The sequence below is a fragment of the Phenylobacterium sp. Root700 genome, from assembly GCF_001429025.1.
Lineage (GTDB): Bacteria > Pseudomonadota > Alphaproteobacteria > Caulobacterales > Caulobacteraceae > Phenylobacterium.
The window spans coordinates 1-12,341 of sequence record NZ_LMHT01000026.1 but is presented as its reverse complement, the minus strand read 5'-3'; the positions used below and the strand labels follow the sequence as shown (position 1 = coordinate 12,341).

At 67.8% G+C, this 12,341-nt stretch carries 14 protein-coding genes; 11 read left to right on the top strand and 3 right to left on the bottom strand.

Annotation, left to right across the window (positions count from 1 at the left end):
* Positions 1–47 precede the first annotated feature (47 nt).
* Positions 48–617, bottom strand: coding sequence for an OmpA family protein (locus ASE02_RS13660; protein ID WP_056735090.1), 570 nt, complete (start codon positions 615–617; stop codon positions 48–50).
* A 243-nt stretch (positions 618–860) separates the two neighbouring features.
* Here ASE02_RS13660 and ASE02_RS13655 point away from each other — a divergent pair, with 243 nt between their 5' ends.
* The 9 genes from ASE02_RS13655 to ASE02_RS13615 all read left to right on the top strand — a co-directional run bounded on the left by ASE02_RS13655 (position 861) and on the right by ASE02_RS13615 (position 9,893).
* Entirely contained in the window at positions 861–1,505 is a 645-nt protein-coding gene (locus tag ASE02_RS13655; RefSeq protein WP_056735089.1) for a TetR/AcrR family transcriptional regulator, read from the top strand.
* Positions 1,502–2,476, top strand: a complete 975-nt coding sequence (locus ASE02_RS13650) for an HlyD family secretion protein (protein ID WP_056735088.1) — start codon at positions 1,502–1,504, stop codon at positions 2,474–2,476. The genes ASE02_RS13655 and ASE02_RS13650 overlap by 4 nt, the downstream gene beginning before the upstream one ends.
* Positions 2,473–3,390: an ABC transporter ATP-binding protein gene (locus ASE02_RS13645; protein WP_056735087.1), complete on the top strand. Its 918-nt coding sequence runs from the start codon at positions 2,473–2,475 to the stop codon at positions 3,388–3,390. Before ASE02_RS13650 ends, ASE02_RS13645 begins: the two co-directional genes overlap by 4 nt.
* Positions 3,387–4,520 carry an ABC transporter permease gene (locus ASE02_RS13640; RefSeq protein ID WP_056735086.1) on the top strand — a complete coding sequence of 378 codons (1,134 nt, stop codon included), beginning with the start codon at positions 3,387–3,389 and terminating at the stop codon, positions 4,518–4,520. Before ASE02_RS13645 ends, ASE02_RS13640 begins: the two co-directional genes overlap by 4 nt.
* A gap of 78 nt (positions 4,521–4,598) precedes the next feature.
* On the top strand, positions 4,599–6,422 hold the full coding sequence (locus ASE02_RS13635; RefSeq protein WP_056735085.1) for a DUF885 family protein: 1,824 nt from the start codon (positions 4,599–4,601) through the stop codon (positions 6,420–6,422).
* 71 nt (positions 6,423–6,493) lie between these two features.
* A complete protein-coding gene (locus ASE02_RS13630) occupies positions 6,494–6,742 on the top strand; it encodes a type II toxin-antitoxin system ParD family antitoxin (RefSeq protein ID WP_056735116.1) in 249 nt (82 codons plus the stop codon).
* Entirely contained in the window at positions 6,739–7,029 is a 291-nt protein-coding gene (locus tag ASE02_RS13625; protein ID WP_056735084.1) for a type II toxin-antitoxin system RelE/ParE family toxin, read from the top strand. The genes ASE02_RS13630 and ASE02_RS13625 overlap by 4 nt, the downstream gene beginning before the upstream one ends.
* Before the next feature lie 51 nt (positions 7,030–7,080).
* A complete protein-coding gene (locus ASE02_RS13620; protein WP_056735083.1) occupies positions 7,081–9,615 on the top strand; it encodes a helicase-related protein in 2,535 nt (844 codons plus the stop codon).
* A complete protein-coding gene (locus ASE02_RS13615) occupies positions 9,612–9,893 on the top strand; it encodes an RNA-binding S4 domain-containing protein (protein WP_056735082.1) in 282 nt (93 codons plus the stop codon). Before ASE02_RS13620 ends, ASE02_RS13615 begins: the two co-directional genes overlap by 4 nt.
* Before the next feature lie 140 nt (positions 9,894–10,033).
* Here the strand turns inward: ASE02_RS13615 and ASE02_RS13610 are convergent, their stop codons facing one another.
* Positions 10,034–10,510: an SRPBCC family protein gene (locus tag ASE02_RS13610; protein WP_056735081.1), complete on the bottom strand. Its 477-nt coding sequence runs from the start codon at positions 10,508–10,510 to the stop codon at positions 10,034–10,036.
* Entirely contained in the window at positions 10,507–10,860 is a 354-nt protein-coding gene (locus tag ASE02_RS13605) for a helix-turn-helix transcriptional regulator (protein ID WP_056735080.1), read from the bottom strand. The genes ASE02_RS13610 and ASE02_RS13605 overlap by 4 nt, the downstream gene beginning before the upstream one ends.
* A gap of 72 nt (positions 10,861–10,932) precedes the next feature.
* On the opposite strand from ASE02_RS13605, the gene ASE02_RS13600 reads away from it, so the two are divergent.
* Together ASE02_RS13600 and ASE02_RS13595 are read left to right on the top strand one after the other, a co-directional pair.
* Complete coding sequence (locus ASE02_RS13600; protein WP_056735079.1) at positions 10,933–11,718, top strand: pseudouridine synthase; 786 nt, start codon at positions 10,933–10,935, stop codon at positions 11,716–11,718.
* 87 nt (positions 11,719–11,805) lie between these two features.
* Complete coding sequence (locus ASE02_RS13595; RefSeq protein ID WP_056735078.1) at positions 11,806–12,261, top strand: SRPBCC family protein; 456 nt, start codon at positions 11,806–11,808, stop codon at positions 12,259–12,261.
* Positions 12,262–12,341 lie beyond the last annotated feature (80 nt).

The following is a 12,341-nucleotide window of genomic DNA, read 5'->3' as shown; positions in this document are numbered from 1 at the left end:
GAAAAACCCCGCGGCGAAACCGCGGGGCTTCCGATTTCTACAGTGTCCTAGGACAGGACCACCAGCACCACGCGGCGATTGGCCATCCGGCCGTCGCGGGTGTTGTTGGCGGCGACCGGTTCGGCCTCGCCATACGAGATGGTCGCCATACGGTTCAGCGCCACGCCTTGGGCGTTCAAGAAGCGACGGACCGACTCGGCGCGCTCGGCGCCCAGACGATCATTGCCCTCGGGCGAACCCGTCGCGTCGGTGTGACCTTGGATCTCCACATAGACGTTCTTGTTCTCACCCTTCAGCCGTTCGGCCACGGACTGAAGCCGGGCTTGGCCTTCGGGCGACAGGGTCGCCTTGCCGATGGGGAACTTCAAGGCGTCGTCGGACATCACGACCGAGTACAGGAACTTGCCCTCGGCCAGCTTGCCGGCGGCGGTCGCCCGTTCCAGGGCGTCGCGCGAGGTCTGATCGACCTCGCCCAGCTTGGTCTCATTGGTCGAGACCCTTGTGTCGACCACGGCCACCTGCTCGTTCACATACTTCTTGGTAGCGCAGCCCCCGAGGCCGAGCGCCCCCAGAGCCAGCGCGCTCAACAAAATTCCCCGAGTTTTCGTACCGATCATTTTGCGACCTCTCCCGTCGTCAAATTCAACAATGAATGCACGGCGCACCCCGCTTGAACCGAGGCCCCGCCGTACTCGCAATCAGGCTTCGGCGGATAAAACGGCCGTTTGGTGGCATGGTTGCGGCAGGGAAACGACGTAGCTTGGCCGTAAGGCACAAGCGATTTTCCCTTGAAACCTATTGTGAGGTTGTGCGTTTTAACACCACTAATAACTGACCAGTCAGTTATCTAAGAGCGCGCCATGCTTCCCGCCGGCCAGCCGAAATTCAAGCGTCGCAAGGCCGACCGCCCCGATGAGATCGTGGCCGCGGCGCTGGAGGTGTTCGCCGAAAAGGGCTTCGCCGCCGCCCGTCTGGAGGACATCGCCAAGCGGGCGGGCGTCTCGAAGGGCGCGATCTATCTCTACTTCGCCACCAAGGAAGACATTTTCCGCGCGGTCGTCGAACAGGGCGTCGCGCCCAATCTCAGCGCCGTCCAGAACATCCTCGCCAATGCGAGCGCCGACTTCCCTGATCTGTTGCGGGGGCTGGTGAAAGTGCTCGCCGGCGTCGTCGCCACCACGCCGGTCGGCGGCATCGTGAAGATGGTGATCGGCGAGTCGCGCAACTTCCCCGAATTGGCCCAGGCTTGGCACGACCAACTGGTGCGGCCGGCGCTCGCCGCCATGACCCAGGCCATCGCCGCGGCCCAGGCGCGCGGCGAGCTGCGGCCGGGCGATCCGCGCCTGCATGCGATCTCGCTGATCTCGCCGCTGCTGGTCGGCGTCGTCTGGCGCGAGACCTTCCTGCCGGTCGGCGCCGAGCCGATCGATATCCCCGCCCTGGCCGAGCAGCATGTCGAGCTCTGGCTGCGCGGAATGCTCACCAAAAGCGGAGCTGCGTCATGAAGCCACAACGCCTGCTGGTCGGCGGATTATTGCTGCTCGCCCTGATCCTGATCGTCGTGCTGTGGGCCGTGCCGCGCCTTTCGCGATCATCGACCCTGTCGGGCTACATCGAGGGCGAGGCGCTCTATCTGGCCGCGCCGGTCGCCGGCCGGGTCGATCAGGTCTTCGTCCAGCGTGGTGATCAGGTCAGCGCGGGCCAGCGGCTGTTCGTGGTCGATCCGGCTCAACTGAAGGCCCAGCGCGATCAGGCCGGCGCCGAGGTCAACACCGCGCAGGCCCAAGCCGCCGACGCCCGCAAGGGACAGCGACCGGTCGAACTGGCGGTCTTCGACGCCAATGTCGCCGCCGCCGAGGCCACGGCGCGGGATGCGGCCTCCACCCTGCGCCGCATCCGCCCCCTAGTGCAGAAGGGCATCTACGCCAAGGCGCGGCTGGACGACGCCCAGGCCGCCTATGACGCCGCCCAGGCCCAGGTGGCGGCGGCCAAGCGCCAGCGCCAGGCCGCAGCGCTCGGGTCTCGCGAGGATCAGATCCGCGCGGCCGACAGCCGGGTGCAGCAGGCCGGGGCCGCGCTGACCGCCGCCGACGCCCGGCTGGCCGACATCGCGCCGACCGCCCCCGGCCCCGCGCGCGTCGAGGACGTCTTCTTCCAGAAAGGCGAATGGGCGCCCGCCAACCAGCCGATCCTGGCCCTGCTGCCGGACGACAGGATCAAGCTGCGCTTCTTCGTGCCTGAACCGGCGATCTCCAGCTACCGGCTGGGCGCGCCGGTCAAGTTCAGCTGCGACGGCTGCCAGGCCGGAATGAGCGCGCAGATCACCTACATCAGCCCCCGGCCCGAGTTCACTCCGCCGGTCATCTACAGCCGCGAGGTCCGCGACCGGCTGGTCTATCTGGTGGAAGCCAAGCCCTCGGTCCGGCTGAACCCCGGCCAACCGGTGGACGTCCAGCCGATCGGAGCGGTCCGGTGACCCTCGCCATCGATGTCCGGGGGCTGAACAAGAGCTTCGGCGACAAGCATGTCGTGCAGGACGTCTCGCTACAGGTCGAGGAAGGCAAGATCTGCGGGTTCCTGGGCCCCAACGGCTCGGGCAAGACCACCACCCTGCGGATGCTCTGCGGCCTGCTGACCCCCGACAGCGGCGCGGGCAGGTGCCTGGGCCTCGACATCATTACGCAGGCGAGCGCCATCAAGCGGCGCGCCGGCTACATGACCCAGAAGTTCTCGCTCTATGAGGACCTGACCGTCGAGGAGAACCTGCAGTTCTCCGCCCGCGTCCACGGGCTGGACCGGCGCAGGGACCGGGTCGACCAGGCGCTGGAGCGCCTGGGCCTGACCGAGCGCCGCGCGCAACTGGCCGGATCGCTGTCGGGCGGCTGGAAGCAGCGACTGGCCCTGGCCACCGCCACCCTGCACGAACCGCGCCTGCTGTTGCTGGACGAACCCACCGCCGGGGTCGATCCGAAGGCCCGTCGCACCTTCTGGGACGAGATCCACGCCCTGGCCGCCGAAGGCCTGACCGTGCTGGTCTCCACTCATTATATGGACGAGGCCGAGCGCTGCCACGAGATCGCGTACATCAGCTACGGCCAGCTGATCGCGCGGGGGACCGCGCAGCAGGTCATCGCCGACACCAAGCTGATCACCCTCAACGGCGAAGGACCAGGCGCCGACCGGCTGTCGGGCGAGATCGGCAAGCTGCCCGGCGTCGACATGGCCGCGCCGTTCGGCCAATCGCTGCACGTGTCCGGAACCGACCGCGCGGCGCTGGAGGCGGCCATCGCCCCCTATCGGCGCGCGCCCTACCGCTGGACGGAAATCGAGCCCAGCCTCGAGGACGTCTTCATCCGCCTGATGGAGACCTCGCAGGACAATTTCCAATGAACGGCTTCTCGGCGAACCGCGTCCTGGCGGTGATGATCAAGGAGTTCAAGCAGCTCACCCGCGACCGACTGACCTACGCCATGATGCTGGCCATGCCGGTCGTACAGCTGCTGCTGTTCGGCTATGCGATCAATTCCGAGCCGCGCCACCTGCCCACCGCCCTGCTGGTGCAGGAAGACACCATCTTCGCCCGGTCGATCACCTCGGCCCTGAAGAACAGCGCCTATTTCGACCTGGTCGCCCAGGTCCGCACCCCGGCCGAGCTGGACGACATGGTGCGGCGCGGCGAGGTTCAGTTCGCCATCACCATCCCCGGCGACTTCACCCGCCGGGTGGCCCGCGGCGACAAGGCCCAGATGCTGGTCGAGGTGGACGCCACCGATCCCTCGGCCACCGGCGCGGCGGTCGCGGCCCTGGCCGCCCTGCCTACCCAGGCCCTGGCCCACGACATGAAAGGCGCGCTAGCGCCGAAGGCGGCCGCCACGCCGCCGTTCGAGGTCCTGGTCCACCGGCGCTACAACCCAGAGGCCGTCACCTCCTACAACATCGTGCCCGGCCTGCTGGGCGTCATCCTCTCCATGACCCTGGTGATGATGACCGCGCTGTCGGTCACCCGCGAGGCCGAGCGCGGGACGATGGAGAGCCTGCTCGCCACCCCGGTCGAACCGATCGAGGTGATGGTCGGCAAGCTCGCGCCCTATGTGGTGGTCGGCCTGATCCAGACGGCGATCATCCTGCTGCTGGCGCGTTTCCTGTTCGACGTGCCGATGATCGGCGGCTGGCTGGGCCTGTCGCTCGGCGTCAGCCTGTTCATCATCGGCTCGCTGGCCCTCGGCTTCCTGATGTCGACCGTCGCCAAGACCCAACTGCAGGCCATGCAGATGAGCGTCTTCTATATCCTGCCCTCGATCCTGCTCTCGGGCTTCATGTTCCCGTTCCGCGGCATGCCGGCCTGGGCCCAGGCGCTAGGCGAGATCGTGCCCGTCACTCATTTCCTCCGCGTTGTTCGCGGAGCCCTGCTGAAGGGCCAGGGAATAGAGGACATGTGGCGTGAGCTGCTGGCCCTGGTCGCCTTCGTCTGCGTGGTCACGGCGCTGGCCATGGCGCGCTACCGGCGCACGCTAGATTAGCGCGAATTAACGGGAAGCCCCGGCCGCGATCAGTGTAACAGCGATTCAAACTGTTACGCCGTTGGGGAACCCGTTTCGATGCAAAGCCGCCGTGAACTCCTGGCGACCGCCGCCGCCTTCGGCGCGGCCGCCGCCGTTCCAAAGATCGCCCTCGCCGCCGCGCCCACGGGCGAGGCCGCCAAGATGTACGCCTTCTTCGACACGTCGATGGCCCAGACCTTCCGGCGCAGCCCGGAGCTGCCGACCATGCTGGGTCTCGACAAGGGCGACCTAGCCTGGACCAAGTCGGAACTGTCGGACTTCTCGCTGACCGCGCTGGCCGAAAACAAAGCCAACACCGCCCATGACCTGAAAACCCTGCGCGCCATCGACCGCAAGCAGCTCTCCGGTATGGACGCGGTGAACTACGACACCGTCGAGTTCGTGCTGGCGACCCAGGACGAAGGCAACCGGCGCTTCCAGTACGGCGGCCAGGGCGTGAACTCTCCCTATGTGCTGTCGCAGCTGACCGGCGCCTACCAGCAGATGCCGGACTTCCTCGACACCCAGCACACCATCGAAACCAAGGCCGACGCCGACGCCTATATGGCCCGTGTGGAGGCCTTCGGCCGCCTGCTCGACCAGGAGGTCGACGTGGTTCGTCACGACGTGGCCCTGGGCGTCACGCCGCCCGACTTCGTCCTCGATAAGGCCCTGACCCAGCTCAAGGCCTTCCTGGCCTCCGAGCCCGACAAGGCGCCCGTCGTCGTCAGCCTGGAGCGGCGGACCAAGGAAAAGAACATCGCCGGCGCCTGGGCGCCGCAGGCCCAGGGCCTCTACGCCGAGAAAATCCGCCCGGCCCTGGCCCGCCAGGCGGCCCTGCTGGAAGGCCTGCGCGCCAAGGCGGTACACGACGCCGGCTGCTGGCGCCTGCCCGACGGCGACGAGTATTACCGCCTTGGCCTGCGCAACTACACGACCTCGAACATCACCCCCGACGAGGTCCACAAGACCGGGCTCGAGCTTGTCGCCAGCCTGGGCGCCCAGGCCGACGTGCTGATGAGGAAGGCCGGCTACACCAAGGGCGGCGTCGGTGAGCGCTATCGCGCGATGGCGACCGATCCTAAGCAGATCTATCCCAACACCGACAAGGGCAAGGAAGAGCTGCTGGCCCGTCTGAACGAGCAGGTGAAGGTGGTGAGCGCCAAGCTGCCGCAGTGGTTCGGCCAGCTTCCCAAGGCGCCGCTGGATATCCGCCGCGTGCCCCCAGCCATCGAGGCCGGGGCGCCGGGCGGCTACTACTACTCACCCACGCTCGATGGGAAACGCCCGGGGATCTACTGGATCAACCTGCGCAACACCGCCGAGGTGCCGGCCTGGACCCTGCCGACACTCACCTATCACGAGGGGCTTCCCGGCCACCACCTGCAGCTCGCCCTCAACAACGAGGCCGGCGACCTGCCGCTGATCCGCAAGGTGATCGGCTTCTCCGGCTACAGCGAAGGCTGGGCGCTCTACGCCGAGCAGTTGGCGGTCGAGATGGGCATGTACGACAACGACGTACTCGGCCACATCGGCATGATCCACGACGCCATGTTCCGCGCCGTCCGCCTGGTGGTCGACAGCGGCATGCACCACAAACGCTGGAGCCGCGAGCAGGCGGTGAAGTACTTCGTCGACAACATCGGCGACGCCGAGAGCAGCGCCATCACCGAGATCGAACGCTACTGCGTGTGGCCAGGCCAAGCGTGCAGCTACATGGTCGGCAAGATCACCTGGATGAACGGCCGCGAGCGCGCGAAGAAGGCGCTGGGCCGCAAGTTCGACATCCGCAAATTCCACGATGCGGGCCTGCTGGCCGGCGGCACGCCGCTGACCGTGCTGGACCAGGTGATCGACAACTACATCGCCTCGGCGAGGTAGACCGTGGGTCCGGCGGCGGCCAGCCGTCGCCGGACTAGGCCAAATTACCAATCTTTGGTACAATGGTCGCCATGGGCAAAAATACATCGATCAGCCTCGGGGAGCACTTCGCCAGCTTCATCGAATCCGAGGTCGCCAAGGGCCGCTATGCCTCGGCCAGCGAAGTCGTCCGGGCCAGCCTGCGCCTGCTTGAAGAACGAGAAGCGCAACTCGGCTCACTTCGAGCAGCGCTCGTCGAGGGTGAAGAGAGCGGCGCCTCGACGCCCTTCGACTTTGACCAGTTCATCTCCAGCAAGCGCAGCGCCCCATCGGCGCGATGAACCGTTATGTCCTGTCGCCAAGGACGGCGAGCGATCTGAACAACATCTGGGACCATACCCAGACTCAGTGGGGCGCCGCCCAGGCTGAGAACTATATTCGTGACATTCAGCGGGCCATCGAAGGCGCTGTCGCTGATCCACGGCGAGGCCGCCCTTGCGACCATGTCCGGCCTGGGTACTTCAAGCTGTCGGCGGGTTCGCACGTGATCTTCTACCGCCTGCGTGGCGACGAACTCGACGTGGTCCGCATCCTCCACCAGCGCATGGACTTCGACCGACACCTGTAACGACCGCGGCCCCGCTTGCCGCAGAGCGATTCCCGCCCCATTTTCCCTGGTATGAGTGCTCGTTCCTCGGGTGTGGGGCCGCCGAGACTGGTGGCGGTGCTCGGCCCGACCAATACCGGCAAGACCCACCTCGCCGTCGAGCGGATGCTGGGCCATGCGAGCGGCATGATCGGCCTGCCGCTGCGGCTGCTGGCGCGGGAAATCTATGACCGCATCGTCAAGCTGCGCGGCCCCTCCTCCGTCGCCCTGATCACCGGCGAGGAGAAGATCGTCCCGGCTCGGGCGCAGTATTTCGTCTGCACCGTCGAGGCCATGCCGCTGAGCCGCGAGGTCGAGTTCCTGGCGGTGGACGAAATCCAGCTCTGCGCCGATCCTGAGCGCGGCCACGTCTTCACCCACCGGCTGCTGCACGCGCGCGGCAAGTACGAGACCATGCTGTTGGGCGCCGGGACCATGGCGCCGCTGATCCGCCGGCTGCTCCCCGACGCCGAGATCGTCACCCGCGAGCGGCTGTCGCGCCTGACCTATTCCGGTCCCAAGAAGCTGACCCGGCTGCCGCGCCGCTCGGCGGTCGTCGCCTTCTCCGCCGACCAGGTCTACGCCATCGCCGAGCTGATCCGCCGCCAGCGCGGCGGCGCCGCCGTGGTCATGGGCTCGCTCAGTCCCCGCACCCGCAACGCCCAGGTCGCGCTCTACCAGTCCGGCGAGGTCGACTTCCTGGTCGCCACCGACGCCATCGGCATGGGCCTGAACATGGACGTCGACCATGTGGCCTTCGCCGGCCTGCGTAAGTTCGACGGCAAGCGCACCCGCTTCCTGCACCCACAGGAGATCGGCCAGATCGCCGGTCGCGCCGGGCGCTTCACCCGCGACGGGACCTTCGGCGTCACGGGCGAGTGCGAGGACATGGACGCCGACCTGATCGAGGCGGTGGAGGAACACCGGTTCGACGCCATCGCTGGCGCGGAATGGCGCAACGCCAAGCTCGACTTCACCTCGCTGCCCAACCTGATCCGCTCGCTGGCCGCGCCGCCGTCGCGCGAAGGCCTGAAGCTCTCGGCCGAAGCCCTGGACGAAAAGACCCTGCGCGCGGTGGCGGGCGAACCTGAGGTCATCGACCGCTGCGTTCGCGACCGCCAGGCGCTGATCAAGCTGTGGGACGTCTGCCAGACCCCGGACTTCCGCAAGACCTCCGGCGAGGAGCACATCCGCCTGGTGCGCGAGTTCTTCGGCTGGCTGACCAGCCGCAACCGCAAGGTCCCCGAGGACTGGATCGCCGGACAATACCGCCACCTGGACCGCACCGACGGCGAGATCGACACCCTGGCCGCACGGCTCGCCAGCGTGCGCACCCTGGCCTATGTCGCCAACCGCCCCGACTGGCTGGCCGACGCCGCCGGCTGGCAGGGACGGACCCGGCTGCTGGAGGACCGGCTCTCCGACACCCTGCATGAAAAGCTGATGGCCCGGTTCGTCGACCGGCGAACCAGCGCCCTGATGCGCGCGCTCAATGTCCGCAGCGAGATGCTGGCCGGGGTCGCCAGCGACGGCGCGGTCACGGTCGAAGGGCAGTATGTCGGCAAGCTGCTGGGCGTCAGTTTCGAACCCGCCCAAGGCTCCTCGGTTCTGGAAGAAAAGGCCCTGCGCGCCGCCGCCGTCGCCGCGGTCGGCCCCGAGATCGCCAAGCGCCTCGGCAAGCTGGCCTCAGAGCCCGACGAGGCCTTCACCTTCACGCCCGACGGCGTGGTCCATTGGCATGGCGAGGCGGCGGGCGCGATCGCCGGCGGCACGCCGTTCGCCCCGAAGGTCCGGCTCTATGGCGAGCTTGGCCCGGCCCCGGCCCGCGAGCGGGCGGCGCGGCGGCTGGAAGCCTTCCTCGCCGCCGAGGCGGTCAAGCGGCTGGGCGTCCTGCGCCGGCTCGAAGCCGCCCTCTCCAGCGGCAAGGTCAAGGGCCTGGCGCGGGGCGTCGCCTATCGGCTGATTGAGGCCGGCGGCGTGCTCGACCGCGACCAGGTGCGCGTCGAGGCCAAGGCGCTGAGCCAGGTCGAGCGACGCGGCCTCAAGGCGCTGGGCGTGCGGCTTGGCCACTTCAGCCTCTATCTGCCGGCCCTGCTGAAACCCCAGGCCCTGGCCTTCGCCCAAGGCTTCGCCGGACGCGATTGGCGGCCTGCCCCGAGCAGCGTCAGCCGGCTGCCCGATCCGCCGCCGCCGCCCGTCGCTCTGGCCGCCTTCGGCCTGCGCGCGGTCGGTCGCCACGCCGTGCCGGTCGAGGCCCTGGAACGCCTGGATGATCTGCTGCGGGCCGCACCGAAACAGGGTCAGCTTTCCGACCAGGCCCGCGAGGAGCTTGGCTGGTCCGATAGCGAGGCCCGCGACATCCTGCGCGCCCTCAACTTCGCGCCGACCACCAAGCCCAAGGACGGCGAGCCGATGATCTGGCGGCGTCGCAACGAAAAGCCCAGGCCGCAAGCCGTGACGCCGCCGCCGCCCAACTCGCCCTTCGCCGCCCTGGCGGCCCTGAAGGATCAGCCTGCTCCCACCCGCCGCCCACGTCGGCGGCGCAAGGCCAAGGCCGTGCGCGCATGAGCGACGACGCCTGCCGCGCCGATGTCTGGATGTGGCGCGCGCGGTTCTTCAAGACCCGCTCGCTGGCCGCCAAGTACCTGGACGAGGGCAAGGTCCGCCTGACCCGCGCCGGCGCGGAGACCCGCATCGACAAGTGCGCCAGGGCGCTGAAGGTCGGCGACCGGCTGGTGTTCGCAGTCGGCGGCCGCTTGATCGCCGTCACCGTCGAGGGCTTGGGCGAACGCCGCGGTCCGCCCGCCGAGGCGCGGGCGCTCTATTCGACCTTGGAGGCGGGTTAGCCCCTATTCCCCTCAAGGCTCGTCATGGCCGGCCCCGTGCCGGCCATCCATAAACACGGTCCATCGGGCCTTGCCTGCAAGGTCGGCGTCTATGGATCACCGGGACCAGCCCGGTGATGACGATCTTGGAAATGATGGCCTCAGGCCCCCACCAGCTCCCCACGAACCTCACGGCCAAGGCTGTCGAGCAGTTCGCTCCAGCCCGCCTCGCGGTTGGCCGGCTGGTCGACGCCGTCCAGGAACGCCCCCTGCTCGGTCAGCAGCAGCCGGGTCTTGCCGCCCTCGGCCTTGAATTCCAAGGTCAGCATCGAGGCCGACATCAGGGTGTCTTCCTGGGCCATGGTGTAGGCGTAGACGATCCGCTGGTCCGGGACGATCTGGTGATAATGGGTCTGGTTGTAGATGACCGGGTCGCCCTTCTTGACGGCGAAGCGACCGGTCTCGCGGCCGCCCTCGCGGAAGTCGTGGTCGTATTCAGTCATCTCCCAGCCCTCGGCGGCCACGAACCAGCGGTCGCTGGCGGCCGGATCTGAGAAGGCGGCGAACACCCGCGCCGGGGCGGCGTCATAGACCCGCTCGAGGTGGATGGTGGCGTGGGCCACGCTGCGTTCGGTCATGACTTGCTCCCTTCGTCCTGCGGATCTGCGGTGGCGGCCAGGAAGTCCCCCAGCCGGTCCAGCTTGCGCTCCCAGCTTGTCCTGCGGTCATTGACCCATTGCTCGACCAGGCTCAGCACGCCGGGCTCCATCCGGCAGGTGCGCACGCGGCCGACCTTTTCCGAACGGACGATGCCGCTGGCCTCGAGGATGGCCAGGTGCTGCACCACCGCCGACAGGGTCATGTCGAGCGGCTGGGCGAGCTCGCTGACCGACGCCGGCCCGAGGCTGAGACGCTCCACCATGCCGCGACGACCGGGGTCGGCCAGGGCCTGGAACAGCAGATCGAGATTGGGCCGTTGGTTTAGCATACGCTTAAGTATCACCACAGGCATCGAACCGCAAGCGCTTGGCGAGCGTCGGCGCGGGCCGTATGCAGGGCCATGGCCTGGACCCGCACCTACAACGACCCCGAACCGCAACGCGTGAACAAGTGGCTGGCGCAGAGCGGCGTCTGCTCTCGGCGCGAGGCCGAGGCGTTGATCGGCAAGGGCCTGGTCTTCATCGACGGCCAACGCGTCGACGACGCCGGCCGCAAGATCGAGAGCGGCCAGACCCTGGTGCTGAACGACAGCGCCCAGGCGATCCTGGAGACCATGCTGAGCGTGGTGATCCACAAGCCGATCGGCATCGTCTCATCCCTGCCGCAGGACGATCAGATCGAGGCCTCGAGCCTGCTGACCAAGGACGCCCTCTGGGGCGAGAACGGGGTCATCCCGGGCGCGGATAACAACCTGGCGCCGCTGGGCCGGCTAGACCGGGATTCTCGCGGCCTGCTGGTGCTCTCCGAGGACGGCGTGCTGGCCAAGGCCCTGATCGGGCCGGAGTCCAACATCGACAAGGAATACATGGTCCTGCTGACCGGGGTGATCACTCCGAAAAAGCTGGAGCTGCTGCGCCATGGCCTTGAACTCGACGGCCGCCAGCTACGCCCCGCCAAGGTGAGGCAGATCCACGATCAAAAGCTGAACATCGTCCTGAAGGAAGGCCGTAACCGCCAGATCCGGCGGATGGCCGAGGCGGTCGAACTGCGGGTGGTCGATCTGGTGCGCGTCCGCATCGGCCCGTTGCTGCTGGGCGACCTGCCCGAAGGCCGCTGGCGCCCCCTGGCGACCGAGGAACGCGCGGCGCTCCTGAAGGCCTCGGTCGCGCACAACCGCCCGGCCTGACCTCCAAAACGCTGAAGCGGTCGCTTGACCAATTCTTCGCGACCACATACTTAAGTGAACACTTAAGCGAATTGACAGGAGAAGACGATGACCGAACGCACCGTGAGCCACGCCACCTTCGTCATCGACCGCACCTATGACGCCGCGCCGGCGCGGGTGTTCGCCGCCTGGGCCTCGCTGGAGGCCAAGTCGCTGTGGTTTGGCAACCTGGCCAAGCCGGACCCCGGCTATCAGCTCGACTTCCGGGTCGGCGGGCGCGAATTGAACAAGGGCGGCCCCGAGGGCGGCGCGCTCTACACCTATGACGGCGTCTACCAGGAGATCGTCCCCGATCGGCGCATCGCGTTCAGCTACACGATGGATATGGACCAGACGCGGATCTCGGTCTCCATCGCCACGGTCGAGTTCAAAGCCGACGGCGAACGCACCCGGCTGATCTATACCGAGCAAGGCGCCTATTTCGACGGCCACGACAAGCCGGAGTTCCGCGAGCACGGCACCAAGGAACTGCTCAGCAACCTCGCCGCCTACCTGGCGCGCTAACCCCGAACAACCAGATCCTCCCCCGCTGGGCTACGGGATTCACACAACTGCGTCGGCTTTGGCGCTGACGAAGCCGGCGA